We start from the raw sequence: 26,630 nt of genomic DNA, 5'->3' as shown, positions 1-26,630 counted from the left end.
TGGCAATTTAAAACATCTTTATAATTTACGAGTAATCAGGAATCATGAATAACACAAAAGAGAAACTGGTGGTTTTAACCGGAGCCGGGATAAGTGCAGAAAGCGGAATCAATACATTCAGAGATGCCAACGGACTATGGGAAGGACACGATATCATGGAAGTTGCTTCTCCTTTGGGCTGGAAAAACAATCCTGAACTGGTTTTGGATTTTTATAACAAAAGAAGAAGTCAGCTTTTTGAAGTTAAACCAAACCCTGCACATATAGCTTTAGCTAAACTGGAAAATGATTTCGACATCTCTGTCATAACCCAAAATGTAGATGACCTGCATGAAAGAGCCGGGTCTACTAATGTGATCCACCTACACGGCGAATTATTAAAAGCCCGCAGTTCTTTTGATGAAGACCTGGTCTATGACTGGAAAAAAGATATTTGTTTGGGTGATCTCTGCGAACATAATTCTCAGCTACGTCCACACATAGTCTGGTTTGGAGAAGCAGTTCCCATGATGGAACCGGCCATAGAAAAAGTTACTGAAGCCGGTATCATAATGGTTATTGGTACTTCGATGCAAGTATATCCTGCCGCAAGTTTGATTCATTATAAAAAAGTAACAGCGCCTGTTTATTTCATTGATCCAAAACCAAATATCTCGGAATCTGAAATTCCAAACCTGGAAATTATCACCGACAAAGCTTCTACCGGAGTGCCCAAAGCTATTTCATTGTTGCTTCATAAGTAGCTTGTTCAGACTTTGCCCAGTTTACGACCTTATCTATCTGTACTTGAGAAAGCTTTGCTTCTTTGTGTATCCATAAATAAGACTCCAAAGGCATTTTGTGTTCTTTAACCTCTTCTGCGATCTCTTCCATCTTATGGGCCTTCTTTTTATTGTTATAAGTTTCCCATATTGAAAAATCCAGGTGTCCTTTCCCATGCTTCACATGATCCGAGATCCAATAGGAAACAGGAGCTACATTAGCATACCAAGGATATTTGGTGTTGCCGGAGTGGCAATCATAACACGATGTCTTCAGTATTTCAGCTATTTCCTGTGATGGGGTTGTTGCAACTATGAGGTCCGTTACAGGAATTTCTCCTGATTGGTTTTTATCAGGTGGAAAAAACTGCATTATCACCAACACAAGTAAAAGTCCTATCAAGATTTTCTTTATAATTTTCATCTTTTTATTTTTACTTCTTTAAATGTAGTAAAAATGAAGACCGGTTTATTTAAAAAACTACAATATGTAAAAGCTTATCGGGAAAATAGACAAGAAGTTGCAACATATGTACTCAACAACCCTGGGTTATTTAACGATCTCCTTCACTATTGTTTTGATCCTGACCCTGAAATTTCATATAAGTCGTGTTGGATATTAGAGTTTGTATGCAAAGAAAAACTGGATTGGCTACTGCCTTCTCTCGATTATTTCATAGAAAATATAAGATCTTTAAAACACGACTCAGCTATAAGGCCTTGTGCTAAAATATGCGAATTGCTCTGTGAGGCATATTTTAAAAAGAAGCCTTCAAAAACAAAAAGATCTCTGAGGGCAACACATCTTGAACAATTATCAGAAATTAATTTCGATTGGCTTATCAACGATGAAAAAGTCGCAACAAAAGCCTACGCCATGCATTCATTGTTCTTATTGGGAAAAAAAATCGATTGGATACACCCGGAACTAAAAAAGGTTTTAGAACAAAATTTTTCAGTCCATTCAGCAGCATACAAAGCAAGGGCCCGCCATATACTGGATAAGTTATAAAATGAACTTTGTTTTAAAACATACAACATTACAGTTGATCTTTAAATAATTAGGGAATCTACAACACATCCGGCTAGCATATTTTAACTATAAACTTTACCTTTGCCTTTTATTATAAACCATCGCAATGCAACTAACATCATTAAACGCCATTTCGCCTATAGATGGGCGCTACAGAGATAAATCACAAGCTTTATCTGCTTATTTTTCAGAAGAAGCACTTATTAAATACAGGGTTTTAGTAGAAATAGAATACTTCATTGCTCTTTGTGAGCTGCCATTACCTCAACTAGAAAGCTTCAACAAAACTCTATACAAAGACCTAAAAGCAATCTATGAGAATTTTTCATCAGATGACGCATTGACTGTTAAGGAGATTGAAAAAACGACCAACCACGATGTAAAAGCTGTTGAGTACTTCATTAAAAAGAAATTTGATGAACTTAACATATCAGCATATAAAGAATTTATTCATTTTGGTTTAACCTCTCAGGATATCAATAATACAGCGATTCCTCTTTCTATAAAAGATGCTTTAATTCAGGTGTATATGCCTTGCCTAAAGCTTCTTATTGACAAGTTAGGTGAAATGGCCACGACCTGGGCAGAGATTCCAATGCTGGCGAGAACTCACGGGCAACCGGCTTCTCCTACCCGGTTAGGGAAAGAATTACAGGTATTTGTCGCCCGTATCGAAGAGCAATTACGTTTGTTACGCTATTCTCCTGATGCAGCCAAATTTGGCGGGGCTACGGGTAATTTTAATGCACATCATATTGCGTATCCTCAAATAGACTGGCAGGCATTCGGCAAGCATTTTGTAGAAGAAACTTTAGGGCTGCATTATTCTTTCCCAACCACACAAATTGAACACTACGACCATTTAGCCAGTATTTTTGACAGTCTTAAAAGAATCAATACTATTGTAATTGATTTGGACAGGGATATCTGGACATACATATCTATGGATTACTTTAAACAAAAAATAAAAGCCGGGGAAGTTGGATCGTCAGCTATGCCGCATAAAGTAAATCCTATTGATTTTGAAAATTCGGAAGGAAACCTTGGAATCGCCAATGCTATTTTAGAACACTTATCAGTGAAACTTCCTGTATCTAGGCTTCAAAGAGACTTAACAGACAGTACTGTTTTACGTAATGTCGGAGTTCCTGTTGCGCATACCATTATCGGGTTCAATGCCACGTTGAAAGGATTGAGCAAACTATTGCTTAATGAAACAAAAATCGAGCATGACCTTGAAGAAAACTGGGCTGTAGTGGCGGAAGCTATTCAGACTATTTTAAGGCGTGAGGGTTATCCGAACCCCTATGAAGCTTTGAAAGGACTTACCCGGACCAATGAAAAGATTACTCAAAACAGTATCGCTGCCTTTATAGATACACTAGATGTTTCTGATATTATAAAAACAGAGTTAAAGAAAATCAGTCCAAGTAATTATACAGGGATTTAATTCCCTAATAAAGTCTTATTACAAAAAATCCTGCTTCATAATGAGGCAGGATTTTTTTGTAATCTTGATTGATGAATTCAATTATCTTACTTCGCTTCGGAAAATATCTTTCCGATGCTTCCCAACTGACTTTGGTTAAGCGTTCCTTTTTGAACAACCTCGACAAGCTGTCCGACATTTTCTATATTCATATTATCTCCCAAGATACGCAATAAAGCAAATCCCTTAGAATCATCAGAACCATAAAGAATCACTTCATCTATTGCATCATCTTCTCCAAGAAATTTCACAACGCCACGGGCTTTTCCCGTATTAAATCGCATGAGTTCCTGATAAGAGTCGTCCGACAATATCTTTTTTATTTTTTCCTTCTCCTCTTTATATAGCCCTTGATTGTTTTCATCTAATTTTAATGCCAGAACATTCAGCTTCCTGATAGAATGCAGGGTCTCTTTCTGTTTGCTCGTAAGCTCTTCTTCTGCCACACTCAAAACATTGGATGACACATCAAAAGTTATAAATTCCGGATTATTAGACCCGTCAACAAAATACTGCTGTAAGCTCTGCCCGTTATCACACGAAGCCATCACAACTCCTATAGTTGCTATTACAATATATTTATATACCGTTTTCATTTTACAATGGGTTAAACCCGCAATTGAGGTATTGCGGGATTCATATTTATTTTACTATTGCCCTGCCTTATTTAATTCAGACGGCAGGTTCATATTACTGGTTAAAGTGCTGATCTTGTTCAGGTCAATATTTCCGGTTAGTGTCAATAAAACCGTTTCTATCTTACCTCCGTTTATATCTACATCTTTAATTCCGTTTACAAACATGAGCAATTCGCTTACATGATCGTCATCTTTTCCGGGTTTTATATAAAACTTTACGTTTGTATCATCATCCTTTACACGCATCAACTCTTCTAAAGAAGAACTCGACAGGTACTTGTCTACCGTTGCTTTCATTTCAGCAGCTACCTTCGGATTTTCGGTGGCAAAAACCTTTAAGCTGGTAAGACTTTTAGTCAAACTCATAAACTCCTGTGCATCAGCATCATTAGTTTCAATTCGGGAAAAAAGCTCAAATGCCTTTTTGTTGATCACTACCGTTTTTACACTCTCCAAACTTTCAAACTTATCAAACGCCGATTGAGAAAATCCTGCTAAAGGCAACATAGCTATCACTAATATTAATGCTATTTTTTTCATGGTTCTAAATAATTAATTGTTCTTTAAAATTTTATTTTTCGTTTGTTCAAACTCTTTTAAGCGACTCATCTCTTCTATCCCTATATTCAGGTTCGCTGATAAATACTCAAGAGCTTTTTGAGTTTCCTGAAAAGCTATTTCAGGGTCATTATAAGTACCTAAATTATTAGGCTGAAATGGATTTGACATCCAGACACTTGCAACAACTGCTACCATAGCTGCAACAGAAATCCACGCTAAATATCTCTTTTTTCCGGGTTTTAGTGAAACTGTTTTGCCATAGCTTTCTTGCTGTGCCGATGAAAAGTATACGAACATAGGCTGATATTCTTGCAAATGAGGCGCCAGATCTGTTTGCGAAAAATAATCTCTCAACTCTTGTTCTTCTGCCATAGATGTTTCTGCGGCAAAATACTTTTCGATTAATACTTCTATTCTTTTAACTAACTCCATAGTTGTGTTTTTTTATCAGTTGTTCACGAACGGCCTTCCTGGCCCTGGACAAAGTGACCCTTACGGCTGTCTGGTTCATTTCCAGCATTTCGGCTATTTCATTATAATCGTACTGCTCTACATCTCTCAATTGCAATACCATTCGTTGCTGTTCCGGCAATGTATTCATTATCCTGGTCATCCATTGCAAACTATCTGCTACTTCAATTTTCTTGTGCAACGATACATTTTCATCTGTATAATTACTATGAACCAATTTTAGATTGTTTGCCTGTTTTGATTTTAACCTGTCTAAACAATAATTCTTCGTCATCGTCATGGCAAAAGCTTCTACGCTCTTACATTCCTTTAGGTTTGTGTTTTTAGACCACAATTTCATTAAAATCTCTTGAGTTGCATCTTCCGCTTCCTCAGTAGATACCAACAATCGTTTTGCTAATCTAAAAAGCTTATCTTTAAAGGGCATCACTATATTCAAAAACTCACTTTGTTTCATTTCAGGTTTGGTTGGCAGCTTTAAATTTACTGCTTTATACAAGGAAGACGAATGATTATAAATTTTGTTACAAAAATTTTAAATTTTCATTAATGTAAGTAAATTTGGCTCACAGAGACAAAAGAAACACACATTTATTTACTAATTATATGAAAAAATCAATTTTAAGCAGGGTTGCTCTAGGCGTTTTATTTTTTAATCTTATTGCCTGTAGTAAGGATGATGGCCCGGGGTCTACACCGGATCCAAACCCTGTTGCATTAGAAAGTGAAATTAATGACTTTGTTTGGTCGGGACTTAACGAAATTTACTTATGGCAACAGGATGTTCCGAACTTAGCGGATAGTAAAAATGATGTTCAAGATGACTATTACGGTTTTTTAAATTCTTATGATACACCAAACAACTTGTTTAATGCCCTTTTATACCAAAAAGGAACTGTAGACAGGTTTAGTTTTTTGGTTGACGATTATATCGAACTTGAAAACTCTTTCGCCGGCATTTATAAATCTAACGGTGTTGATTTCCAATTAAGCAGAATAGGGAATTCAGATGACGTTTTTGGTTTTGTAAGATATATTGTGAACAACTCGGATGCCTCAGCAAAGAATATTGAGCGTGGAGATTTCTTTTTGACCGTTGACGGACAGCAATTAACCGCTCAAAACTATCAGACTCTGCTTTTCGGAAGCAACGATACATACACATTGGGAATGGCTGAAGTAAACAATAGCCAAATTGCTTTAAATGGCGAAACCGTTTCATTAACCAAGACAGAACTCTCTGAAAATCCTATTCTTATAAACAAGGTAATAGAAAGCAACGGGCAAAAAATCGGGTATTTAATGTACAATGGTTTTATTGCTGATTACGATCAAGAGCTGAACAGTGTCTTTGCTGACTTTAAAGCACAGGGGGTCGGTCACCTGGTTCTTGATTTGAGATATAACCCCGGCGGAAGAGTTAGTTCTGCCATATACCTGTCCAGTATGATTACAGGACAGTTTACAGGGAGTGTCTTTTCTAAAGAGGAATGGAATGACAAATACCAAAGCTACTTTGAAAATAATGATCCGGATCGGTTGATAAATAAATTCACAAACAAATTATCCGACAATACAACCATTAACTCGCTTGGACTGCAAACGGTATATATATTAACAACCGGTTCGTCTGCTTCATCAAGTGAGCTGGTTATAAACGGCCTGGATCCATATATTGATGTCAGACATATAGGTGATACTACTACCGGTAAATATACTGCTTCTGTCACTTTGTACGACTCTCCGAATTTTGGGAAATCTAATATTAATCCTGATCACAAATACGCCATCCAACCATTAGTCTTAAAATCGGCAAATGCAAATGGTGTTTCGGATTATTTCGAAGGCTTGCTTCCCGACACTCCTATTAAAGAAAACATAACCGACATGGGGATTTTAGGAGATGAAAACGAACCTTTACTTGCCGAAGCTATTTCTCAAATTACCGGGGTGGCCAATAAAGCAAAAAGATCTGCCCCCCAGATTAAATATATACTTTTGAAGGATGTAAATGATTTTAAACCTTTAGGAAAAGAAATGTATATCGATACTGAACGAATTATTAGAAATTAATCGGAAACCGCTCAAAAGAGCGGTTTTTTTGTATCTTAACTCCCATAAATAACCCAATCTTAAAACAAATGAAGAAGTTATATGCGCTCACATTTACATTTTTATTCCTTTTAAGCTGTGACGATAAAGACGATAATATATTTGTACCCGACAATAACCTGGAAGTACAGGACTTTATATGGAAAGGTCTTAACTTATGGTATTATTGGCAAGATGATGTTAATGATCTGGCCGACAATCGGTTTTCTTCAAACCAGGAGTATGCATCATACTTAGATAATTATTCAAATCCAGGCTCATTATTTGATGCCCTGATTCACCAAGATGACCGGTTTAGCTACATAACAGACGATTACAATGACCTCCTGAATTCGCAACAAGGTGTTTTCAAAACCAATGGTGTAGAGTACGGACTGAGCTATAAAAATAATTCTTCCAATGAGATTTTCGGTTACGTTTGGTATATTTTACCCGGGACTGATGCCGAAGGGAAAAATATCATGCGAGGTGATATCTTTACCGGTGTTAATGGCCAACCCTTAACCGATACGAATTATATTGATTTACTCTTTGGCACTAATGACACTTACACGCTAAACATGGCCGATTACGATAGCGGTAATTTTACATCCAACGGGATCGATATTACCCTGACCAAGAGTGATCATTATACAGAAAATCCGATTTATATCTCAAAGACCATTACTTTAGATAATCAAAAAATAGGGTATTTAATGTACAATAGTTTTACAGCTCAATTTGACGACGAACTTAATGCTACATTCGGACAATTCAAATCAGACGGAATAACCGCCCTGGTGCTGGATTTAAGATATAATCCCGGCGGTTCTGTAAACTCTTCAGCCAACCTGGCCAGCATGATCAGTACCCAATCGGAAGATAAACTGTTTATAAGACTGAGATATAACGGCAAGCTGCAAGAAATTTTCGGAAGTAACAGAACTGATTATCATTTCAGGAATACTTTAGACGGTAACGTTATTAACAGCTTAAACCTAAACCGGGTATATGTTCTCACAACCGACAGAACGGCTTCTGCCAGCGAGTTAATCATCAATGGCCTGGATCCATACATTCAAGTCATACAGATAGGAACAACAACAGTTGGAAAAAATGAAGCTTCCGTAGCTTTATTTGACTCTGACAGTTATCAATATGACGATGACTCATTAAACCCGAACCATACATGGGGAATGCAACCTATAATTTCCAGAAATGAAAACTCCGTCGGATTCTCAGATTATACCGATGGTTTTGATCCTGAAATAAAGTTAATGGAAGATATCGAGAATATGGGAATACTGGGAGATATCAATGAGCCTTTTTTGGCAAGGGCTCTTCAGGAGATTACAGGAGCCGCAGCTAAACCCTCCCCGAGAACAGGTAGTCCCGTTCAAAGTTTCAAAGACTCGAAAGTTATCAGACCGTCCAAAGACAATATGTATATAGAAACCGAAAGATTACAATTTCGATAAAAATAAAAGCCGCTCCGAAAAAGAGCGGCTTTCATCATTTACTACAAAGTAATACTAAAACCTAACCTAACGTTTCTTCCTTTAGTGTTATAACCAAAAATTTCTGTATATCCTTCATTAAGAATGTTATCTACTCCTGCAAATACTTTTACCTTTTCTGATAGCTGATGGTTTACATAAGCATTGAATAAACTAAAAGCCTCTAATGTAACTGCACTGCTTTGAGAAGTATCCGGATTAAAATAACTATCCAACCTGTCTGCATTATACTGATAACTTAACGATACATACGATCTGGGTGTAAAATCGTATCCAATAGATACATTTGCTTTATGTTTAGGGATTTTAAACGGAACATCATCCTTTCTTTCTGTAAAAGCGTAATTGGCTGTAATAGATAATACTTCAACAGGGCTTGCAACCAACTCAACTTCCACTCCCTGAGCAGTCGTTTTATCCGTAACATTGTAATACCCCTGGTTAAAATCATAACCTATAAGATTTTTCTCTTCCCTGTTGAAGTATAAAGCACTAACCCTAAATTGTTGTCCGTATTTAAATTCAATTCCCCCCTCTATGGTTTTGTCTTCTTCCGGCTTTAAATCCGGATTTGGCCCGTAGAATCCAAATAACTGCGATAAAGAAGGAGCTATGAATGAAGTACTATACGACCCGAAAAACTTTATATAATTCTGATCGAACTTAGCTGTAAACGAAGGATTTACATTGTAAGTAAAATGAGTTCCATACTCACTATGAACATTCAACCGTCCGCCTGTATTAATGTTATAACCTCTATCGCTGGCTACAACCATATTCAGGTAAGGATCTACCCTCGTTACACTTTCATTACTATCGAACTCTGTTTTATCATTCACTACATTTACTCCTACTATAGTATGCAAAACATCGGCAAATGTATTCTTGGAATAAGCATCTACAACCATGTTCTCTGACTTAAAGTCAGAAGGAAATGCAGAAATAAACTCTCTGTCATACTTGCTATACGCCCCGTTAATGATTACAGCACCACCGGTATATGATATTCTTGAAGTTAACCCCGTCCTGTACTGTTTGCTGTTATACCAATTATCGGCGTCCAAATTTGCACCTCCGTCATATGCAGATTCAATGTCTGTATAATCGCCGTAGATCCCTAATGAAAACGCATCGCAAAAATCGTAACCAAATTTTGCTTTTATGGCGTATCTCGAAAAAGGATCTTTCACATCTGCTTCCGTATCGGCCGCAGACATACCATCTGTATATTGCTGATTAAAACTTAATAAATAATTAAAATCACCTCCCTTACCGTTTATGGTAACATCATTATGAAAATCAGCAGGATTATAGTTTTGATCGTCTTTAGTCTGATTAGTACCGATACTGGAATTTAGGCTCAAAGCAATAGCCCCTTCTTCTCCTTCTTTCGTTGTAATATTAATCACCACCGTTGCTGCTCCACTACCATAAAGCGTACTTGCCGCACCTTTAATAATTTCTATTGACTCAATAGCTCCCAATGACAACAACCGCAAGTCGTACCCATTGGAGATTTGCGAAGGGTCTGACACCTGAACGCCATCGATCAGCACCAACACCTGACGGTTAGAACCACCCCGTACATACGTATTTAAGTCCTGGCCCGCATTGCTTCTGCTTCCATTAACTTCTATCCCGGCTTTTACATTAATAAGTTCGGAAACCGTTTTTCCCTGATTTTTTTCGATCTCTTCCCGATCGATTTTTATAACTGTCTTCCCTGAATTTTCACGTTTTAATTCAAAACGCGAATCAGAAACAACTACTTCATCCAGCTGTTCTACCTTCTTGTCTTTCTGCTGGGCAATACCATATACACTTAATAAACCAAGTGCACAAACAGAAACAATTCTTTTGTTCATATTAGCAAATACAATAAATAGGGAAAAAGCATGAGAGTCTCATACCCAAACCTTTATCCCGAAAGTTTGACAATAATTAATTAAATTTTGCAGGTCTCCTGACTTACGTCTTGCTGTATACCTTCCCATTCTCCTGTTTCATTTTTTAAAACAGGGTGTCATAAAATGTTGACATGAACAGTGGTTTCAAAGATTTTACAACAAGCATCTACCATATTGCAGACTGAGCTTACAGTTGCGGGAACAGTTTTGGATTTTCACCAAATTCCCTTTTAATCCGCCCTCCCTGATGGAAGTTTGAAACAAAATTCGGTGACAAAGATATGGCTTATTTATAAACCCCCTATTTTACAATCAAATCTTTTTTGTAATTATTTTTAAATACTTTTGATCAAAATTCAAACCGAAAATGATTTACTACATCACTGGAGGGGAACGTTCAGGAAAAAGCTCATACGCTCAAAATCTGGCTCTCAGTCTTACCGATTCTCCCAAATACATTGCCACTTCCCGTATCTGGGATAAAGATCATCAGCAACGCATTGACCGGCATAAAAGTGACAGGGATATGCGCTGGACTTCTGTTGAAGAAGAAAAACACATTTCAAAAGTCATTCAAAAAAATGATGTTGCAGTCGTTGATTGCGTTACTCTTTGGCTCACCAATTTTTATATGGACACCGGGCACGACAGGGACGAAAGCTTAAAGCTTGCAAAAGCGGAATTTGCCAAACTCCTGAATATTGATGCTACTATCATTATTATCTCGAATGAAATTGGAATGGGACTTCATGCTGACACACCTATGGGCAGAAAATTTACAGAGCTCCAGGGCTGGATGAATCAGCATATCGCAAACCATGCCGACAAAGCTACTTTTATGGTTTCCGGCTTACCTCTTATCTTAAAATAAGTACGATATGGAATTCAACATAAAGCCCCTGTCTGATTCTGACCTGCAAGAAAAACTGCGACACAAAATAGATACCAAAACAAAGCCCTTGGGTGCCTTAGGAACCCTCGAAGCTCTGGCTTTTCAAATTGGAAACATTCAAAACACACTGGAACCGGCAATATCAAATCCGACAATCATTGTTTTTGCGGGAGATCATGGTATCGCAAAAGAAGGTATGGTAAACCCATATCCTCAGGAAGTTACCACCCAGATGGTTTATAATTTTATTCAAGGCGGGGCTGCTATTAATATTTTCAGCAACACTCACGGTATAGACCTGAAGATTGTTGATGCAGGAGTTAACCATTCCTTTGAAAACAAACTCCCTCTTATAGATGCTAAAATTGATTTTGGTACTAAAAACTACCGAATAGAACCGGCAATGACAGAAGATCAATGTCTGTCTGCCATTGAAAAAGGAGCAAAACTGGTTGCTACGGCACATGCAAACGGTGTGAATACAATAGGTTTTGGGGAAATGGGGATCGGAAACACCTCTTCTGCTGCCCTGTTGATGACTTATTTTACAAATACGCCTATTGAGGATTGTGTTGGAGCAGGAACAGGATTAAATGATAAAGGGATCGGAAACAAAATAAAAATACTTACTGAGGTATTGAATAAACACTGCCCTAAAAATACTATCGATGCTTTGGCAACCTACGGAGGATTTGAAACTGCAATGATTGTAGGTGGAATATTAAAAGCTGCAGAACTTGAAATGGTTATCCTCATAGACGGCTTTATTGTTACTTCTGCCTTGCTTGTCGCAAAAAAAATAGCTCCCAGTGTTACCGATTATTGCATTTTTGCTCACACTTCGAATGAAAAAGGACATACAAAAATGTTAGCCCATTTAAATGCAAGCCCCTTGCTTCATCTCAACATGCGGCTCGGTGAAGGTACCGGAGCAGCCATAGCCGTTCCTTTATTGAGGGCTTCTGTTGATTTTTTAAACCATATGGCGAGCTTTAAAAGCGCAGGAGTAAGTACAAAAAACGAATAAACATGTTAAAAAGGGAAGTACATATATTTTTAACTGCAATAATGTTCTTTACCAGGATTCCCTGTCCTAAATGGATAGATCACAATCCGGAATATCTTTCTAAAAGTTCAAAATACTTTTCATTCGTCGGAATTATAGTGGGAGGTATCGGTGCCTTTGTTTATTATATTTCTTCATTCGTTCTACCTGACGAAATAGCTGTCATACTTTCTATGGTTGCTACCGTTTATACCACGGGTGCGTTTCATGAAGACGGCTTTGCTGATGTATGCGACGGTCTCGGTGGCGGATGGACGAAGGAAAAAATCATGTTCATTATGAAAGATTCCAGAATAGGAACATATGGCGCCGTTGGACTTGGGATGCTGTTAGCAACAAAATTTTTAGCGTTAACCTATATCTCTCCTGTTTTTATTCCATTAACAATCATTTCCGGTCATAGTTTAAGCCGGTTTGTTGCAACCACCCTGATATACACGCATCCGTATGTTAGGGATGATGAAAGCAGCAAAGCCAAGCCGGCTGCTAAGAACATTGACCTGAAAACAGTAGCCGTCAGTGCTGCATTCGGCATTATCCCTTTGTTTTTCTTCCCTACCCCGTGGGCATTCATGGCAATAATCCCTACATACTTGTCAAAAATCTACCTTGGGCAAAAATTCACGAAATGGCTGGGAGGGCATACAGGCGACTGCGCCGGAGCTGTACAACAATTAGCGGAAGTTGTCTTTTATTTATCCTTACTCATGATATGGAAATTTATTTAATCCGACATACCACACCTAAAATCGACAAGGGTATTTGCTATGGACAAGCAGATATTCCTTTAAATGAAAATTTTGAGAAAGAGCTGCAGAATATCAGAAAACAACTCCCCGAAAACCACAACACATTTAAAGTCTACACCAGCCCCCTGAAACGCTGTGCACTTCTCGCCAAGAGAATAAGTCCGAATGTTATTGAAGATGAAGCGCTAAAGGAATTAAATTTTGGCAATTGGGAATTAAGGAAATGGAATGACATTCCGACAAAAGAGCTTGACCCCTGGATGCGAGATTTTGTAAATGTAAAAGTACCTTATGGAGAATCATACACAGATCTGGCCAAAAGAGTCCATAATCGTTTGACACATTATATCGGTTGCGCCACAGATAATCTGATTATTGTAACCCATGCCGGCCCTATCAGAGCCTTTTTAGCTACGCTCTTGCAGGTTCCGCTGGAAAAATCCTTTCGGATTAAAATTCCTTATGGAAGTGTTGTTCATATAAATAAGACTGAAGATCAGATAAAACTGGTGTCAAAAATCGAATCAGAAAACCTCACTTAAGTACCAATTCAGCAAAGTTATAATTCCCAGACACCTGTTTATCATTCACTTCGACCTGAATTCTTTGCTTGAAAAACGGAGCATTTACGAGTAAAGTGTGATATTCTCCATTTTCACCACAAGCATCAACACCTAAAGATTCAAAGGTATTTATAATCTCCTTATCTATTCTCTTGCCTAAAAAATCGGAACCCAGTTGCTGATTACACGATACTATGATCGCATCAAAACCCGCATCAATCATATCTAATACTAACTCCTTCCGGTCGGCTTCCCACAAAGGTAACACTGCTTCCAAATTGGCTGCACGAGAAACTTTCTCTTCCCAGGCTTTATGCGACTCTATATCGATATCTCCGAAAACTGCATGTGTAATCGGATAGGTTTCAGTTAATATCCGTAAGTGTTCAATATAGTTTCTTTCATAATCACTCCACGAACTATTAAAAAAATGGATCGGCAAGTTTAAAGCGTCTGCCTGGGCCTCTAAAACAGGTTTAGTTATACCATGAGACCGGGACCTGTCTCCGTACTCGTTCATTACATTTAAAAGTACTTTGGGCCGATACCCAAGCTCCATGGCTTTAAAAAAAGCATAACTGCTGTCTTTTCCACCGCTCCAAGAACACATAAAATTCATTTGTATTATTTTTAAAACTCAAAAATAGTTTTAATTCCACTAAGGTTATTCATTTACAAAAAAAATAGCGAAGTTTGACACATAATTATACCGTTATGCGATTTTTAATTTTTGTACTGAGTTGTTCTTTTTGCTTTTTATCCTGCAAGCAGGATAAAAAACCGAATACAAATATACTGTCAGAAACGGCTACAGGAATCCCTAAAACACCAAAATATGCCAAAAGATTTACCGTTACTGATTACGGCAATTATAAAGAAATACTTGTAAACGCTCCCTGGCCCGGCAGCACTAAACAATTTAAATACCTGTTAGTAGAAAAGGGTACGGAAATACCTGACCACGATGATAACACTGTTGTGATCCAAACCCCGATAGAAAAAGTTGTCGTAGTTTCCACAACTAATATTCCGGCTCTGGAATACCTGGAAGTCGAAAATAAGTTAGTCGGATTTCCCACGACAAAGTTCATCTCTTCTAAAAAAACCAGGACGCTCATTGAGCATGGGACAGTAAAAGATCTGGGGAATGATCTGGAAATTAATTTTGAACTTCTTTTAGAGTTAAACCCGGAACTTGTTGTTGGTTTTTCAGTAAACGGAAACAATAAAACCTTAACCCAGATAGAAAGACTGGGAATTCCTGTTGTTTTGGATGGAGCATGGGTTGAAGAACATCCTTTAGGCAGAGCAGAATGGATCAAGTTTATAGCTGCTTTTTTTAACAAAGAAGAAAAAGCCGACAGCATATTTAATAGCATAGAAACCGATTATTTAAAAGCCAAACAAACCGCAGAAACGGTACCACATGTTCCGGTAGTATTTTCTGGCGATATGTTTAAAGACGTGTGGAATGTACCCGGAGGTAACAGCTTTATTGCAAAATATTTAGAAGATGCCAATACAGACTATCTCTGGAAAGAAAATAAGAACACAGGAAGTATTCAGCTCAACTTTGAGAGTGTATTAGATAAGGCACAAAATGCAGAAATGTGGATAGGTGCCGGAAATTACAATAACAAAGCGGAAATGGAAAAAAAGTATCAAGGTTACACTCTTTTTGATGCATACAAAACAAATAATATATATACCTACACAAAAAACAGGGACAATCCAGATGGCCTCATTTATTATGAGTTGGGTCCGCTTAGGCCGGATTTAATATTAAAGGATATTATAAAAATTGCGCACCCTGAGTTATTACCCAATTACGAAACTTATTTTTTTAAACGCTTAGAATAATTGCCTGACACGAAAACATACAACCCGTATTTTATAGCATTAAGCCTTTTATTATTAATCTGTGTTATAATTAATATCAGCTTAGGCTCTGTTTCCGTTCCTCTTAAAGAAATATTCAAAGCATTAACCGGCAACAGTGTAGAAAAGGAATCGTGGAAACACATTATCATCAATTATCGTATCCCAAAAGCTCTGACTGCGGTTTTAGTAGGCAGCGCTCTATCGCTAAGCGGCCTCTTAATGCAGACCTTATTCAGAAACCCATTGGCAGGGCCTTTCGTATTAGGAATCAGTTCCGGAGCAAGTCTGGGTGTTGCCGTCCTGATTATGGGGGCTTCATTTTTTGGTTCTCTTTTTTCAGTCAGCCTGATAGGCAGTTTTGGAATTGCCGTTGCAGCCAGTTTGGGCAGCTTTCTGGTATTATTAGCTGTTTTAGTCGTCGCCAGTAAAATCAGGGACACCATGGCCTTATTGATTATAGGCTTGATGTTTGGAAGTATTACTGCGGCTATGGTTAGTGTGCTGGCTCATTTTAGTAATATGGAAAAACTTCAGCAATACATATTCTGGTCATTCGGAAGCTTAGGCAATTTAAGCTGGGTTCAACTGTCGGTTTTTGCCCTGTTATTCATAACCGGTATTGTACTCTGCATCTTTTCGTTAAAGAACCTGAATTCTTTGTTGCTGGGAGAAAACTATGCACAGAGCCTCGGTATGAATATTAAACGTACGCGTTACATTATTATATTAGCTACCAGCATCCTTGCCGGGAGTGTTACCGCATTTGCCGGACCGATAGCTTTTATCGGACTTGCTGTGCCGCATTTAACAAAGCAGATTTTTAATACTAACAACCATAAAATACTGATGCCGGCCGTAATTTTATATGGTTCTATCATTATGCTTGTCTGCGATACCATCGCACAACTACCAAACACTGAATATTCATTACCAATAAATGCTATTACCTCAATTATAGGTGCCCCGGTAGTTATATGGCTATTGGTCAGAAAGAAAAAAATGGTATTTTAAACTTAAAAACAATTGCTATCGGATCCCTACACAAACATAATGTGCTAAGCGTTACAAACCTTTCAATTGGTTATACCCATAAAGCAAAAGACCTGGTTGTGGCCAGTGACATCAATTTTGAATTAATGTCGGGCGAGCTTATCGGGATTGTGGGTGCAAATGGAGTTGGTAAATCAACCTTGTTGAGAACATTATCAAAAATCCAACCATCGCTCTCCGGAGATGTCAAACTCAAAGGCACTGACATACTCCAGTACAAACCTTTGGAACTTGCTTCGGAGTTAAGCCTGGTACTCACCGAAAAAATCCCATCAAAAAACATAACGGTTCAGGAATTAATAGCATTGGGGAGGCAACCTTATACTAACTGGATAGGTACCCTGGACGAAACAGATATTCATAAAATAAAAGAAGCCATATACCTGGTCAACCTGCAAGACCTGATCGATAAAAAATGTTATGAACTCAGCGACGGCCAACTTCAAAAAGTAATGATCGCCAGAGCGCTTGCACAAGACACCTCGTTGATCATTTTAGACGAACCTACAACACATCTGGACATCTATCACAAAGCTTATATTTTAAAAATTTTAAAAAGAATAGCTTCTGAAACGGGGAAGACAATTTTATTCTCTTCACACGAAATTGACCTGACAATTCAGTTATGTGATAAAATGTTGGTGATGTCTAAAAACAAGACTTCGTTTGGAGAACCTTGTGTACTCATTGAACAAGGAAGTTTTAGCGAACTTTTTCCTAAAGATTTAATAGAATTTGACACAAAAACAGGGAGTTTCAGGGTGCATAGATAAAATCTATTAACATTCGCAAAAAACTAAAAACCAGCACTTTAAATAGTTTTTATTAAAGTTTCTGTTTAAAAAATATTCCTGCCGGTTTATTTGACAATATACTACTTTTTATCAAACTCCAACAACGAATAAACAGGGAAATGATCGGATGGATATTTACAATTTTTTGAGTCGCTGAAAATCGCACTTTTAAGCACTTTTAATCCTGAAATGAAAATAAAATCAATCCTTTTTTTAACCGGCTCGTTAAAGTTAAAACCATTAAACGTTCCCTCCGGCCCAAAAGAATCAACCCCTGCTTCAACATGAGAATCAGTTAAATAATTTGCAAGATATTTTATCCCCTCACGATCATTTTCAAGGTTAAAATCTCCCATTAAAACAACCGGTAAACCTTCTGTATTAACCTCTTTTATTTTCTGTAAAATAAGCTTACAACTCTCCAGTCTGGCAACATCACCGACATGATCAAAATGAGTATTAAAAACCAGGAACCTGTTTCCGGAATTTTGCAGCTGAAAAACAGCATAGGTACATATTCTATTGAGAGCCGCATCCCAGCCTTTAGACGGTACACCGGGAGTTTCGGATAACCAAAATGTTTTGTGATCTATCAATCCGACCCTTTTCTTATTGTAAAAAATAGCTGTATGCTCTCCTCTTTCATCGCCATGATCCCTTCCTATTCCAATAAAAGCATAATCGTTTAAGCCCTTGTCGATTTCTTTTAATTGATTGATTAAACCTTCCTGAGTACCAAAAACGTCCGGTTCATTGAATTTTAACTGAGCTATTAAAAAGTCCTTTCTATCATTCCAGTTATTTACATTATCATCTGGATTATCATATTTAATGTTATATGAGAGAACACTTAACTCCTGACACAGAACATTCTGTCCGGTAATAATCAATAAAATACAGATCAGATTTCTAAACATTTCTTTCTTCTTTAATTTATTCACAAGGTAAAACTTTAATTCGAATGCTCATGTCATTTTTATATTAGTGACAAAGGAACACCGATTACGGTAATGCTAATACATCTGTATGATGTATATTTGACTAAAAGAACGATCAAATGTCAGAAAACCTCCTTCTTATCATTATTGCAATTTTATTTGGTGCTATCGGTGTTTTTTTGGGTGTCTATATCCAAAAGTTGAAATCCAGGTCTGAAGAAAGCACTGCTTCCGAACGGGAAAGTCAATTAAAAAACGCCATCGAAAATCTCCGCGATACCTTAACAGCAGAGAAAGATGCATACAAAGAGCTGCAAAAAGAAAGAGAGAGCCTTTTTATCCGGCTCACCAAAAGGGAGGCTGACTTTGACAACCTTCTGCAGAAAAACAGAGAATACAAAGAAGAAGTAGAGCAGCTTCAGGAAAAATTCACAAAAGATTTTCAGATCCTGGCCAATAAGATACTAGAAGAAAAATCAGAAAAATTTACGGAACAGAACAAAGAAAATATAAAAAACATACTGACCCCCCTACAGGAAAAAATCCAATCATTTGAAAAGCGTGTCGAGGACAGCAATAAAGAGAGCATAACCCGACATTCGGCACTACAGGAACAGCTAAAGAATTTAAAAGAATTGAACCAGCAGATCACCAAAGAAGCCTCTAACCTAACCAAAGCACTCAAAGGAGATACTAAAATGCAGGGGAACTGGGGAGAATTGGTTCTAGAACGGGTATTGGAAAAATCAGGACTGGAAAAAGGTAGCGAATATACAGTTCAAAACAGTTTTGTCACTGAAGAAGGAAAGCGTGTATTACCCGATGTGATCATCAATTTGCCCGACAACAAAAAGATGATTGTCGATTCAAAAGTATCGCTCATTGCCTATGAACGCTTTGTAAATGCTGAAAGCGATGATCTAAAACCCACTCTGCTGAAAGAACATGTGAATTCTATCAGAAAGCATGTTGATCAGTTAAGCGCAAAAAACTATCACGATCTATATAAAATTGAGAGCCCTGATTTTGTTTTGTTATTTATTCCTTTAGAGCCTGCTTTTGCAATTGCCTCACAAGAAGAACCTCAATTATACAACATGGCTTTTGAAAAGAATATTGTTATCGTAACACCGTCAACCCTTCTGGCCACACTTAGAACAATTGACAGTATGTGGCAAAACGATAAGCAGCATAAAAATGCTCTGGACATCGCAACTCAGGCCGGACGGCTTTATGATCAATTTAAAAACCTGTTAGACGACCTGGAAAAAATAGGCAAACAATTACAAACAGTGCAAAATACCTATTCCTCATCCATGACCAAACTGACTGGAAGAGGTAATCTGCTTACCAAGGTTGAGACCCTAAAAAAGCTTGGCGCCAAAGCCAGCAAACAAATTGACCAAAAATGGCTGAACAGGGCCAATCAGGATGAAGAATTAATTGATTAAATTCAAACAATCAGAAAATCAGAACATCTATGAAAAAATTTCTTAAAATATTTTTACTCGCTATCATTATCACCAGCCTGGCTTATTTTGCTTTTGTATATTACGTTCCATACAGTAAAGGCGTACGATCTGGAGAACTCATAAAAATCAGTCACAAAGGGGTGATAGTCAAAACCTGGGAGGGAGAAATCAGTCAAGGTATTTCCGGTGCCCAAATTTTTCAATTTTCAGTAGAAGACAATAACAAAGATGTCTTACAAAAACTTGAAGAATATCAAGGTCACTATGTTAAAGTTACCTACAAAGAGCGTTTTTCTACCTTTTTCTGGCTAGGGGACACAAAATATTTCGTTACAGATGTAAAAAAAGAAGTTTCGCCGCACAAGAACGAATAACATGAACAAAGCATATAAAACAGTATCGGAATCACAGGTTACCATCTCAGAGCTGATGCTTCCTTCTCACACGAACTTCAGTGGAAAAATTCACGGTGGATATATACTCTCACTCCTAGACCAAATAGCATTTGCCTGTGCTTCCAAACACTCTGAGACATATTGTGTTACAGCTTCAGTCGATACGGTCGACTTCCTCCAGCCTATCGAAGTCGGAGAATTGGTTACGATGAAAGCCTCTGTTAATTTTGTAGGTAACACCTCCATTATTATAGGTATTCGTGTTGAAGCTGAAAATATCCGAACAGGAAAAGTAAAACACTGCAACTCCTCATACTTTACCATGGTAGCCAAAGGAGAACATGAAAAAAATATTAAAGTCCCTGGACTCATCCTGCAATCTGAAAACGAACTCAGACGTTTTTTTAAAAGTATCAAGCGAATAGAACTACGTCGTGAACGGAAAGATTATTCAGATCATGTAAAATACAATGCTAAAGACATGCTGCCTGATCTGGACAGGTATAATGTAAAAATCGATATATAAGACGATATTTAAACACATCGTTTATTAAAGCGATATTTGTTTTTATCTGTAATTTAAACGATATTTGATATATGACAAGCGTTATCACAGGAGATATTGTTAATTCAAGGCAATCCAAAGACCCTAAACTTTGGTTGCACCTTTTAAAAAAAGCCCTGACTTTGAGTGCCCGGGAAGACCGATACTGGGAGGTTTTCAGGGGCGACAGCTTTCAGATTGAAATACAAGATTACCACACTTCCTTTATGGTTGCCGTGTATCTGAAATCTGTTATCAGGTCGATAAAAGGGCTGGACGTTCGCCTAGCTATTGGCATAGGAAATAAAGATGAAGAAGCCAAAACAATTTCAGAAGCAACCGGGGAAGCTTTTATTTTTTCCGGTGAACGCTTTGAACGTTTAAAAAAAGACAAAACAAATCTGGCTATTAAAACCATAAACAGTCAGATCGATGAAGAGCTGAACCTTTATTTTAAACTCCTGTTGCTCACAATGGATACCTGGACGGCCAATTCAGCAGAAATTGTAAAAACCACATTAGAGCACCCCACCCGCTCACAGCAAGAACTTGGCGAGCTCATAGGAATCAAGCAAAATACGGTTAGTGAACGACAAAAAAGAGCGAACCTCGATGAAGTGATGGATGTAGACAGAATGTTCCGCAAAAAAATTAATCAACTACAATACCCTTAATAAACATGGAAATCTTATTACGCCTGCTTATTGCCCATCTTATCGGAGATTTTCTGCTGCAACCAAATAAATGGGTAAAAAACAAGGAAAAAAAGAAATTGCGGTCAGGCAAACTTTACATACACGTTCTGATTCATTTTATGCTGAGTTTTATAATGCTTTGGGATGCCAAATTATGGTATATCCCCGTTACTATCGGAATATCCCATTTGATAATCGACAGCGCTAAAGTGGTTTTTCAGAAAAAGAAGAACAAACGCTTCCTCTTTTTTATAGATCAGATACTGCATATTATTGTTATTGCAGCCATCTGTTTTTCCATAAATAGCCTGGAGCTTAATTTTAAACTCAATACCGGCCTCTTACTGATCTTGGCTGCTGTTATTTTTTTAACAAAACCTAGCGCTGTCCTCATTAAAATTCTTATCTCTGTTTACACTCCAAAAACAGAAATGAAAAAAGACGGATCCCTACAAAATGCAGGTACGTATATTGGTATGCTTGAGCGGCTGCTTGTTTTTGTATTTATAGCAACCAATCATTGGGAAGGCGTTGGTTTTTTAATTGCAGCCAAGTCTATTTTCAGGTTCAACGACCTTACGCAATCTAAAGACCGAAAACTTACCGAATACATACTGATCGGAACATTGCTGAGTTTCGGTATTGCCATACTTACAGGTATAATATATCAATATTTCAATTAAAGAGGGCTGCAAAATTGCAGCCCTCTTTAACTCTGTATGTATAATCTTCTTATTTACTTAGATACATCTTTCTACGTTGGTAGATATCGTAGAAATCATCATCTTTCAAGCTATCTATAAACAAGATACTCTCTCCGGTACTCTTCATTTCAGGCCCTAGATTCTTATTCACGTTCGGGAACTTATTAAATGAGAATACAGGTTGCTTAATAGCATAACCTTCTAATTTAGGATTGAAGTCAAAATCAGCAACCTTATTTACTCCAAGCATCACCTTTGTAGCATAGTTCACATAAGGCTCTCCGTAAGCCTTTGCTATAAACGGCACCGTACGCGATGCCCTTGGATTGGCTTCAATGATATACACCTTATCTTCTTTAATCGCAAACTGAATATTGATAAGTCCGACGGTATTCAGGGCTAGTGCGATCTTTTTAGTATGATCTTTTATCTGTTGCATCACAAACTCTCCAAGATTGAACGGAGGAAGTGTTGCATTTGAATCTCCTGAGTGGATTCCACAAGGTTCGATATGCTCCATGATACCGATAATGTATACATTTTCACCGTCACAGATTGCATCTGCTTCCGCTTCAATAGCCCCATCGAGATAATGATCCAGCAACAGCTTGTTGTTAGGTATTTTCCTTAAAAGATCAACTACATGTTCTTCCAGCTCTTCTTTATTAATCACAATCTTCATCCCTTGTCCTCCCAGTACATAAGAAGGCCTTACCAGAATCGGGAAATCCAACTCATCTGCAAGCGCCAGAGCTTCATCGGCATTTTCCGCTACCCCAAATTCCGGGTAAGGAATATTATTTTCCTTAAGTAAAGTTGAGAAACTACCACGATCTTCGGCAAGGTCAAGTGCTTCAAAACTGGTTCCAATAATCTTAATACCATATTTATCAAGCTTCTCAGCAAGTTTCAAAGCCGTTTGCCCACCCAACTGAACGATAACGCCTTCTGGTTTTTCGTGCCTGATAATATCATAAATATGCTCCCAGAATACCGGTTCGAAATATAACTTATCAGCGGTATCAAAATCTGTTGATACCGTTTCAGGGTTACAGTTAATCATAATGGTTTCGTAACCACATTCTGCCGCAGCCAATACACCGTGCACACAACAATAATCAAATTCTATTCCCTGACCAATTCTGTTAGGCCCTGAACCAAGAACAATAATTTTCTTTTTATCAGTAACTACACTTTCATTAGCCACATATGTTTTACCGTCCTTAGTTTCAATTACATCTTCGAAAGTAGAGTAATAATAAGGTGTCTGAGCCTTGAACTCGGCAGCACAGGTATCTACCAGTTTATATACTCTTTTAACTCCTAGCTCTTCTCTTTTCTTATACACCTCACTCTCCCAACATTTTACCATATGGGCTATTTGCCTGTCAGCAAAACCTTTTTGTTTTGCTTCCAACAACAAATCCTTAGGAAGGGATTCAATAGTATTATATGTAGAAATCTTTTTCTCCAGTGCATCCAGTTCTTCAAACTGTTTCAGGAACCACATATCGATCTTAGTGATCTCGTGAATACGGCTCAAGGGAATCCCTAATTGTATGGCATCGTAAATTGCAAATACCCGGTCCCAGCTTGCATTGGTTAACTTCTCTATGATCTGATCGTAATTCTTATACCCTTTTCCATCAGCTCCAAGTCCGTTTCTTTTAATCTCCAAAGATTGCGTTGCCTTATGCAACGCTTCCTGAAACGACCTTCCGATTCCCATTACCTCACCCACAGACTTCATCTGCAAGCCCAGTGTCCTGTCCGACCCCTCAAACTTATCAAAATTCCAGCGAGGTATTTTAACGATCACATAGTCCAGTGTCGGCTCAAATAATGCTGAAGTTGATTTTGTAATTTGGTTATCGAGTTCGTCAAGTGTATAACCTATAGCAAGTTTTGTTGCAATTTTAGCAATGGGGTATCCGGTTGCTTTCGATGCCAATGCAGAAGACCGGGATACACGCGGATTGATCTCAATGGCTATGATTTCTTCTTTCTCATCCGGACTAACAGCAAACTGTACGTTACATCCCCCGGCAAAATCACCTATGCTTCTCATCATTCTGATAGCCATATCCCTCATTCTCTGGAAAGTTCTGTCAGAAAGTGTCATTGCCGGAGCTACCGTTATTGAATCTCCGGTATGAATCCCCATCGGATCCATATTTTCAATGGTACAGATAATAACTACGTTATCATTCTTATCCCTAAGAAGTTCCAGCTCATATTCTTTCCACCCCATCATGGCCTTGTCGATCATCACCTCGTGAATTGGGGAGATCTCTAATCCACGACTCAATAAGCCATCAAAATCTTCTTTTTCATACACAATCGAAGCTCCGGCCCCTCCTAAGGTATAAGAAGCGCGAATAACCAAAGGAAAACCAAACTTCTGCGCGATCTCTTTTCCTTTTAAAAAGGAAGACGCAGTAGCCTGAGGCGCCATAGGCACGTTAATTTTGCCCATAAGTTCGCGAAACTGCTCTCTATCTTCTGTAATATTAATGGCATCTATATCAACCCCTATGATCTCTACTCCAAAATCTTCCCAGATACCTTTTTCGTCAGCTTCAATACAAAGGTTTAATGCTGTCTGACCTCCCATAGTAGGTAATACAGCATCAATATTTGGATGATTTTTAAGAATCTCGATAATCGACTTGGTGGTCAGAGGCTTTAAATAAACATGATCTGCCATCTTAGGATCTGTCATAATCGTAGCAGGATTGCTATTGATCAGAACAGTTTCTATTCCATCTTCCCTAAGCGATCTAAGCGACTGGGATCCGGAATAATCAAACTCACATGCTTGTCCGATTACAATTGGGCCCGAACCGATAATTAAAATACAATTGAGGTCTTTTCTTTTTGGCATTTTCCTGGTGTTGTGTAATTTAAACTAATTCCCTTTATAAGATATAAAAAAAAGGTGTTACTAATAAAAGTAACACCTTCATATTTAATAAAATACTGATATCATTATTTTTTATGTCTTGGTTCAGAAGACACACTTAATTTCTTTCTTCCTTTTGCTCTTCTTTTAGCAAGCACCTTTCTACCGTTAGCAGTTGCCATTCTTTCTCTAAACCCGTGCTTGTTTCTTCTTTTTCTTTTAGATGGTTGAAATGTTCTTTTCATGACTTAATATCTTTTTCTACTTGGTAAATCTATTTTAGTGCCCGCACTTTAATTCCTTGTTCAAAGTGCGGCGCAAAAATACAATAAGTTTTTACTTTGACAAACCTTTTTTCAAAAAAACATTTAAACATTTTCTCTGTCCAAATTTATTAAAACCGAACCTCTTGTTCAAGGTCTCGTAACAACAACTATTATTTTATGCATTTTTTTAAGATAGCTTTAATACCTGCAAATGACTTTTTGGATAATTTTGTTTCTTTTTTCTGAAAAATGACAAAACCCAGAATCGCTCTTGTAATAGGGATTATCTGCATATCCATATTCCCTGTTTTGGTTAAGCTGAGTCTTACCCCCGGTCTAATATCTGCTTTCTACAGAATGGCTATTGCCGGTGCCCTGATACTTCCGTATGCAATCATCAATAAGAAACTTTTTATCCCCAACAAAAAGCTGTTAATTCTCAGTATCGTTTGCGGGGTTTTGTTCGGAGCTGATGTGGCTGTATGGAATATTGCCATTCAACAATCAACAGCAACTCAGGCTTCATTACTTACGAACCTGTCGCCCATCTGGGTTGGAATTTCAAGTTTTTTATTTCTGCCGAATAAACCTTCAAAAAACTTTTGGATCGGGACAGCCGTCTCTCTTATCGGCATGTTCATTCTGGTAGGAATCGACCTGGTTGCCAGTTTTAATTTTGATCTTGCATTTATATTTGGTATCCTGTCCGGTGTGTTTTACTCGATATACTTGCTAATTAGCAAAAAAGTATTATCTGAGATTTCCGTAATTCCTTTCTTAACCACCAGCATATTATCATCTGCCATATTTTTAGGGGGGTTAAGCTATTTAACGAACGAACCTTTCTATGGGTTTTCAAATGCCGGTTGGTTTGTGTTAGCTGTGCAAGGAGTCGTTTGCCAGTTGCTTGCATGGGTAATGGTCAGCTACGCCACTAAACACATGAGAGCTACCAGAGTATCTTTAAGCTTATTAAGTCAGGCGCTTTTAGCCTCTTTACTTGCCTGGATATTCCTGGACGAAACCATCTCTTTTGAAATGATCATTGGCGGTATCATCCTGCTGTTTGGAATTCGCATCACTTTCTACCCGAAAGACATTAGCTTTAAAAACCTGAAAAGAAAGTTTAAAAATGACAACGGTGACTTAAAAAATAATCAATTCGTGTAAACTCTATACAATTAGCAATAATGAAACTATAAAGTTTTTCAAGCCTCATCCTAATTTATTAACTTTGGCCTCCAAAATTAC

At 37.7% G+C, this 26,630-nt stretch carries 28 protein-coding genes and 1 riboswitch; of the genes, 18 read left to right on the top strand and 10 right to left on the bottom strand.

Annotated features, from left to right (window positions below; genetic code table 11):
- Window positions 1-44 precede the first annotated feature (44 nt).
- The gene (locus tag MQE36_RS11405) at window positions 45-743 is read left to right on the top strand and encodes an SIR2 family NAD-dependent protein deacylase (RefSeq protein ID WP_242936101.1); all 699 of its coding nucleotides are present in this window, start codon (window positions 45-47) and stop codon (window positions 741-743) included.
- Here the strand turns inward: MQE36_RS11405 and MQE36_RS11400 are convergent.
- Window positions 718-1,185 (bottom strand): heme-binding domain-containing protein, encoded by a 468-nt coding sequence (locus tag MQE36_RS11400; RefSeq protein ID WP_242936100.1) that lies wholly within the window; start codon window positions 1,183-1,185, stop codon window positions 718-720. The two genes, MQE36_RS11405 and MQE36_RS11400, sit on opposite strands and share 26 nt — an antisense overlap.
- A gap of 33 nt (window positions 1,186-1,218) precedes the next feature.
- Here MQE36_RS11400 and MQE36_RS11395 point away from each other — a divergent pair, with 33 nt between their 5' ends.
- Window positions 1,219-1,773: a hypothetical protein gene (locus MQE36_RS11395; RefSeq protein WP_242936099.1), complete on the top strand. Its 555-nt coding sequence runs from the start codon at window positions 1,219-1,221 to the stop codon at window positions 1,771-1,773.
- A gap of 127 nt (window positions 1,774-1,900) precedes the next feature.
- The gene (gene purB / locus MQE36_RS11390; RefSeq protein WP_242936098.1) at window positions 1,901-3,244 is read left to right on the top strand and encodes an adenylosuccinate lyase; all 1,344 of its coding nucleotides are present in this window, start codon (window positions 1,901-1,903) and stop codon (window positions 3,242-3,244) included.
- Window positions 3,245-3,330: 86 nt separating this feature from the next.
- Here purB and MQE36_RS11385 read toward each other — a convergent pair whose 3' ends face one another.
- The 4 genes from MQE36_RS11385 to MQE36_RS11370 are packed head-to-tail and all read right to left on the bottom strand — an operon-like array spanning window position 3,331 to window position 5,410.
- The gene (locus MQE36_RS11385) at window positions 3,331-3,879 is read right to left on the bottom strand and encodes a DUF4252 domain-containing protein (protein ID WP_242936097.1); all 549 of its coding nucleotides are present in this window, start codon (window positions 3,877-3,879) and stop codon (window positions 3,331-3,333) included.
- 54 nt (window positions 3,880-3,933) lie between these two features.
- Window positions 3,934-4,461 (bottom strand): DUF4252 domain-containing protein, encoded by a 528-nt coding sequence (locus MQE36_RS11380; protein ID WP_242936096.1) that lies wholly within the window; start codon window positions 4,459-4,461, stop codon window positions 3,934-3,936.
- A 12-nt stretch (window positions 4,462-4,473) separates the two neighbouring features.
- On the bottom strand, window positions 4,474-4,914 hold the full coding sequence (locus MQE36_RS11375; protein ID WP_242936095.1) for a hypothetical protein: 441 nt from the start codon (window positions 4,912-4,914) through the stop codon (window positions 4,474-4,476).
- A complete protein-coding gene (locus MQE36_RS11370; RefSeq protein ID WP_242936094.1) occupies window positions 4,901-5,410 on the bottom strand; it encodes an RNA polymerase sigma factor in 510 nt (169 codons plus the stop codon). The genes MQE36_RS11375 and MQE36_RS11370 overlap by 14 nt, the downstream gene beginning before the upstream one ends.
- 149 nt (window positions 5,411-5,559) lie before the next feature.
- On the opposite strand from MQE36_RS11370, the gene MQE36_RS11365 reads away from it, so the two are divergent.
- Window positions 5,560-7,026 carry a S41 family peptidase gene (locus MQE36_RS11365; RefSeq protein WP_242936093.1) on the top strand — a complete coding sequence of 489 codons (1,467 nt, stop codon included), beginning with the start codon at window positions 5,560-5,562 and terminating at the stop codon, window positions 7,024-7,026.
- A gap of 68 nt (window positions 7,027-7,094) precedes the next feature.
- Window positions 7,095-8,522 (top strand): S41 family peptidase, encoded by a 1,428-nt coding sequence (locus MQE36_RS11360; protein ID WP_242936092.1) that lies wholly within the window; start codon window positions 7,095-7,097, stop codon window positions 8,520-8,522.
- A 41-nt stretch (window positions 8,523-8,563) separates the two neighbouring features.
- Here the strand turns inward: MQE36_RS11360 and MQE36_RS11355 are convergent, their stop codons facing one another.
- Window positions 8,564-10,426, bottom strand: a complete 1,863-nt coding sequence (locus tag MQE36_RS11355; protein WP_242936091.1) for a TonB-dependent receptor plug domain-containing protein — start codon at window positions 10,424-10,426, stop codon at window positions 8,564-8,566.
- 71 nt (window positions 10,427-10,497) lie between these two features.
- A riboswitch (cobalamin riboswitch) is annotated at window positions 10,498-10,749 on the bottom strand.
- Between the two features lie 86 nt (window positions 10,750-10,835).
- On the opposite strand from MQE36_RS11355, the gene MQE36_RS11350 reads away from it, so the two are divergent.
- From MQE36_RS11350 to cobC, 4 genes are read left to right on the top strand one after another with little or no spacing between them, the layout of a single operon-like run.
- Window positions 10,836-11,339 (top strand): bifunctional adenosylcobinamide kinase/adenosylcobinamide-phosphate guanylyltransferase, encoded by a 504-nt coding sequence (locus MQE36_RS11350; protein ID WP_242936090.1) that lies wholly within the window; start codon window positions 10,836-10,838, stop codon window positions 11,337-11,339.
- Window positions 11,340-11,346: 7 nt separating this feature from the next.
- Complete coding sequence (gene cobT / locus MQE36_RS11345; protein WP_242936089.1) at window positions 11,347-12,387, top strand: nicotinate-nucleotide--dimethylbenzimidazole phosphoribosyltransferase; 1,041 nt, start codon at window positions 11,347-11,349, stop codon at window positions 12,385-12,387.
- A gap of 2 nt (window positions 12,388-12,389) precedes the next feature.
- The gene (locus MQE36_RS11340; RefSeq protein WP_242936088.1) at window positions 12,390-13,154 is read left to right on the top strand and encodes an adenosylcobinamide-GDP ribazoletransferase; all 765 of its coding nucleotides are present in this window, start codon (window positions 12,390-12,392) and stop codon (window positions 13,152-13,154) included.
- Window positions 13,139-13,717 (top strand): alpha-ribazole phosphatase, encoded by a 579-nt coding sequence (gene cobC, locus MQE36_RS11335; RefSeq protein WP_242936087.1) that lies wholly within the window; start codon window positions 13,139-13,141, stop codon window positions 13,715-13,717. Before MQE36_RS11340 ends, cobC begins: the two co-directional genes overlap by 16 nt.
- Here the strand turns inward: cobC and MQE36_RS11330 are convergent.
- Window positions 13,710-14,357 carry a Dph6-related ATP pyrophosphatase gene (locus tag MQE36_RS11330; protein ID WP_242936086.1) on the bottom strand — a complete coding sequence of 216 codons (648 nt, stop codon included), beginning with the start codon at window positions 14,355-14,357 and terminating at the stop codon, window positions 13,710-13,712. The genes cobC and MQE36_RS11330 overlap by 8 nt on opposite strands.
- Window positions 14,358-14,452: 95 nt before the next feature.
- On the opposite strand from MQE36_RS11330, the gene MQE36_RS11325 reads away from it, so the two are divergent.
- The 3 genes from MQE36_RS11325 to MQE36_RS11315 are packed head-to-tail and all read left to right on the top strand — an operon-like array spanning window position 14,453 to window position 17,442.
- Window positions 14,453-15,598, top strand: a complete 1,146-nt coding sequence (locus MQE36_RS11325; protein WP_242936085.1) for an ABC transporter substrate-binding protein — start codon at window positions 14,453-14,455, stop codon at window positions 15,596-15,598.
- On the top strand, window positions 15,599-16,630 hold the full coding sequence (locus MQE36_RS11320; RefSeq protein ID WP_242936084.1) for a FecCD family ABC transporter permease: 1,032 nt from the start codon (window positions 15,599-15,601) through the stop codon (window positions 16,628-16,630).
- Window positions 16,631-16,671: 41 nt separating this feature from the next.
- Window positions 16,672-17,442: an ABC transporter ATP-binding protein gene (locus MQE36_RS11315; RefSeq protein ID WP_423242462.1), complete on the top strand. Its 771-nt coding sequence runs from the start codon at window positions 16,672-16,674 to the stop codon at window positions 17,440-17,442.
- A gap of 101 nt (window positions 17,443-17,543) precedes the next feature.
- Here the strand turns inward: MQE36_RS11315 and MQE36_RS11310 are convergent, their stop codons facing one another.
- Window positions 17,544-18,404 (bottom strand): endonuclease/exonuclease/phosphatase family protein, encoded by an 861-nt coding sequence (locus MQE36_RS11310; protein ID WP_341461474.1) that lies wholly within the window; start codon window positions 18,402-18,404, stop codon window positions 17,544-17,546.
- 116 nt (window positions 18,405-18,520) lie between these two features.
- On the opposite strand from MQE36_RS11310, the gene MQE36_RS11305 reads away from it, so the two are divergent.
- The 5 genes from MQE36_RS11305 (at window position 18,521) to MQE36_RS11285 (ending at window position 22,190) form a co-directional block, all read left to right on the top strand.
- Window positions 18,521-19,852, top strand: coding sequence for a DNA recombination protein RmuC (locus tag MQE36_RS11305; RefSeq protein WP_242936083.1), 1,332 nt, complete (start codon window positions 18,521-18,523; stop codon window positions 19,850-19,852).
- A 29-nt stretch (window positions 19,853-19,881) separates the two neighbouring features.
- Window positions 19,882-20,247, top strand: coding sequence for a 6-phosphogluconate dehydrogenase (locus MQE36_RS11300; protein ID WP_242936082.1), 366 nt, complete (start codon window positions 19,882-19,884; stop codon window positions 20,245-20,247).
- 1 nt (window position 20,248) lies between these two features.
- The gene (locus tag MQE36_RS11295) at window positions 20,249-20,794 is read left to right on the top strand and encodes an acyl-CoA thioesterase (protein ID WP_242936081.1); all 546 of its coding nucleotides are present in this window, start codon (window positions 20,249-20,251) and stop codon (window positions 20,792-20,794) included.
- Between the two features lie 71 nt (window positions 20,795-20,865).
- Complete coding sequence (locus MQE36_RS11290) at window positions 20,866-21,486, top strand: transcriptional regulator (RefSeq protein ID WP_242936080.1); 621 nt, start codon at window positions 20,866-20,868, stop codon at window positions 21,484-21,486.
- 5 nt (window positions 21,487-21,491) lie between these two features.
- On the top strand, window positions 21,492-22,190 hold the full coding sequence (locus MQE36_RS11285; protein ID WP_242936079.1) for a DUF3307 domain-containing protein: 699 nt from the start codon (window positions 21,492-21,494) through the stop codon (window positions 22,188-22,190).
- A 49-nt stretch (window positions 22,191-22,239) separates the two neighbouring features.
- On the opposite strand, the gene carB is transcribed toward MQE36_RS11285, so the two are convergent.
- Both carB and rpmH read right to left on the bottom strand, forming a co-directional pair.
- A complete protein-coding gene (gene carB / locus MQE36_RS11280) occupies window positions 22,240-25,095 on the bottom strand; it encodes a carbamoyl-phosphate synthase large subunit (RefSeq protein WP_242936078.1) in 2,856 nt (951 codons plus the stop codon).
- A 104-nt stretch (window positions 25,096-25,199) separates the two neighbouring features.
- Window positions 25,200-25,358 (bottom strand): 50S ribosomal protein L34, encoded by a 159-nt coding sequence (gene rpmH / locus MQE36_RS11275; protein ID WP_038264765.1) that lies wholly within the window; start codon window positions 25,356-25,358, stop codon window positions 25,200-25,202.
- A gap of 270 nt (window positions 25,359-25,628) precedes the next feature.
- Between rpmH and MQE36_RS11270 the strand changes: the two genes are divergently transcribed.
- On the top strand, window positions 25,629-26,549 hold the full coding sequence (locus MQE36_RS11270) for a DMT family transporter (RefSeq protein ID WP_242936077.1): 921 nt from the start codon (window positions 25,629-25,631) through the stop codon (window positions 26,547-26,549).
- Window positions 26,550-26,630 lie beyond the last annotated feature (81 nt).

It is taken from the genome of Zhouia spongiae, from assembly GCF_022760175.1.
Lineage (GTDB): Bacteria > Bacteroidota > Bacteroidia > Flavobacteriales > Flavobacteriaceae > Zhouia > Zhouia spongiae.
The sequence above is the reverse complement of the archived record's forward strand: the minus strand, read 5'-3'. Positions and strand labels throughout refer to the sequence as shown.

Bases quoted from the DNA above. Each gene is read 5' to 3' on its own strand.
- MQE36_RS11285 (WP_242936079.1), top strand. From the start codon at position 21,492: ATGGAAATCTTATTACGCCTGCTTATTGCCCATCTTATCGGAGATTTT.
- cobC (WP_242936087.1), top strand. From the start codon at position 13,139: ATGGAAATTTATTTAATCCGACATACCACACCTAAAATCGACAAGGGT.
- MQE36_RS11340 (WP_242936088.1), top strand. From the start codon at position 12,390: ATGTTAAAAAGGGAAGTACATATATTTTTAACTGCAATAATGTTCTTT.
- purB (WP_242936098.1), top strand. From the start codon at position 1,901: ATGCAACTAACATCATTAAACGCCATTTCGCCTATAGATGGGCGCTAC.
- MQE36_RS11350 (WP_242936090.1), top strand. From the start codon at position 10,836: ATGATTTACTACATCACTGGAGGGGAACGTTCAGGAAAAAGCTCATAC.
- MQE36_RS11330 (WP_242936086.1), bottom strand. From the start codon at position 14,357: ATGAATTTTATGTGTTCTTGGAGCGGTGGAAAAGACAGCAGTTATGCT.
- MQE36_RS11375 (WP_242936095.1), bottom strand. From the start codon at position 4,914: ATGGAGTTAGTTAAAAGAATAGAAGTATTAATCGAAAAGTATTTTGCC.
- carB (WP_242936078.1), bottom strand. From the start codon at position 25,095: ATGCCAAAAAGAAAAGACCTCAATTGTATTTTAATTATCGGTTCGGGC.
- cobT (WP_242936089.1), top strand. From the start codon at position 11,347: ATGGAATTCAACATAAAGCCCCTGTCTGATTCTGACCTGCAAGAAAAA.
- MQE36_RS11405 (WP_242936101.1), top strand. From the start codon at position 45: ATGAATAACACAAAAGAGAAACTGGTGGTTTTAACCGGAGCCGGGATA.
- MQE36_RS11305 (WP_242936083.1), top strand. From the start codon at position 18,521: ATGTCAGAAAACCTCCTTCTTATCATTATTGCAATTTTATTTGGTGCT.
- MQE36_RS11395 (WP_242936099.1), top strand. From the start codon at position 1,219: ATGAAGACCGGTTTATTTAAAAAACTACAATATGTAAAAGCTTATCGG.
- MQE36_RS11290 (WP_242936080.1), top strand. From the start codon at position 20,866: ATGACAAGCGTTATCACAGGAGATATTGTTAATTCAAGGCAATCCAAA.
- MQE36_RS11380 (WP_242936096.1), bottom strand. From the start codon at position 4,461: ATGAAAAAAATAGCATTAATATTAGTGATAGCTATGTTGCCTTTAGCA.
- MQE36_RS11360 (WP_242936092.1), top strand. From the start codon at position 7,095: ATGAAGAAGTTATATGCGCTCACATTTACATTTTTATTCCTTTTAAGC.
- MQE36_RS11385 (WP_242936097.1), bottom strand. From the start codon at position 3,879: ATGAAAACGGTATATAAATATATTGTAATAGCAACTATAGGAGTTGTG.
- MQE36_RS11370 (WP_242936094.1), bottom strand. From the start codon at position 5,410: ATGAAACAAAGTGAGTTTTTGAATATAGTGATGCCCTTTAAAGATAAG.
- MQE36_RS11295 (WP_242936081.1), top strand. From the start codon at position 20,249: ATGAACAAAGCATATAAAACAGTATCGGAATCACAGGTTACCATCTCA.
- MQE36_RS11300 (WP_242936082.1), top strand. From the start codon at position 19,882: ATGAAAAAATTTCTTAAAATATTTTTACTCGCTATCATTATCACCAGC.
- MQE36_RS11325 (WP_242936085.1), top strand. From the start codon at position 14,453: ATGCGATTTTTAATTTTTGTACTGAGTTGTTCTTTTTGCTTTTTATCC.
- MQE36_RS11355 (WP_242936091.1), bottom strand. From the start codon at position 10,426: ATGAACAAAAGAATTGTTTCTGTTTGTGCACTTGGTTTATTAAGTGTA.
- MQE36_RS11365 (WP_242936093.1), top strand. From the start codon at position 5,560: ATGAAAAAATCAATTTTAAGCAGGGTTGCTCTAGGCGTTTTATTTTTT.
- rpmH (WP_038264765.1), bottom strand. From the start codon at position 25,358: ATGAAAAGAACATTTCAACCATCTAAAAGAAAAAGAAGAAACAAGCAC.
- MQE36_RS11270 (WP_242936077.1), top strand. From the start codon at position 25,629: ATGACAAAACCCAGAATCGCTCTTGTAATAGGGATTATCTGCATATCC.
- MQE36_RS11400 (WP_242936100.1), bottom strand. From the start codon at position 1,185: ATGAAAATTATAAAGAAAATCTTGATAGGACTTTTACTTGTGTTGGTG.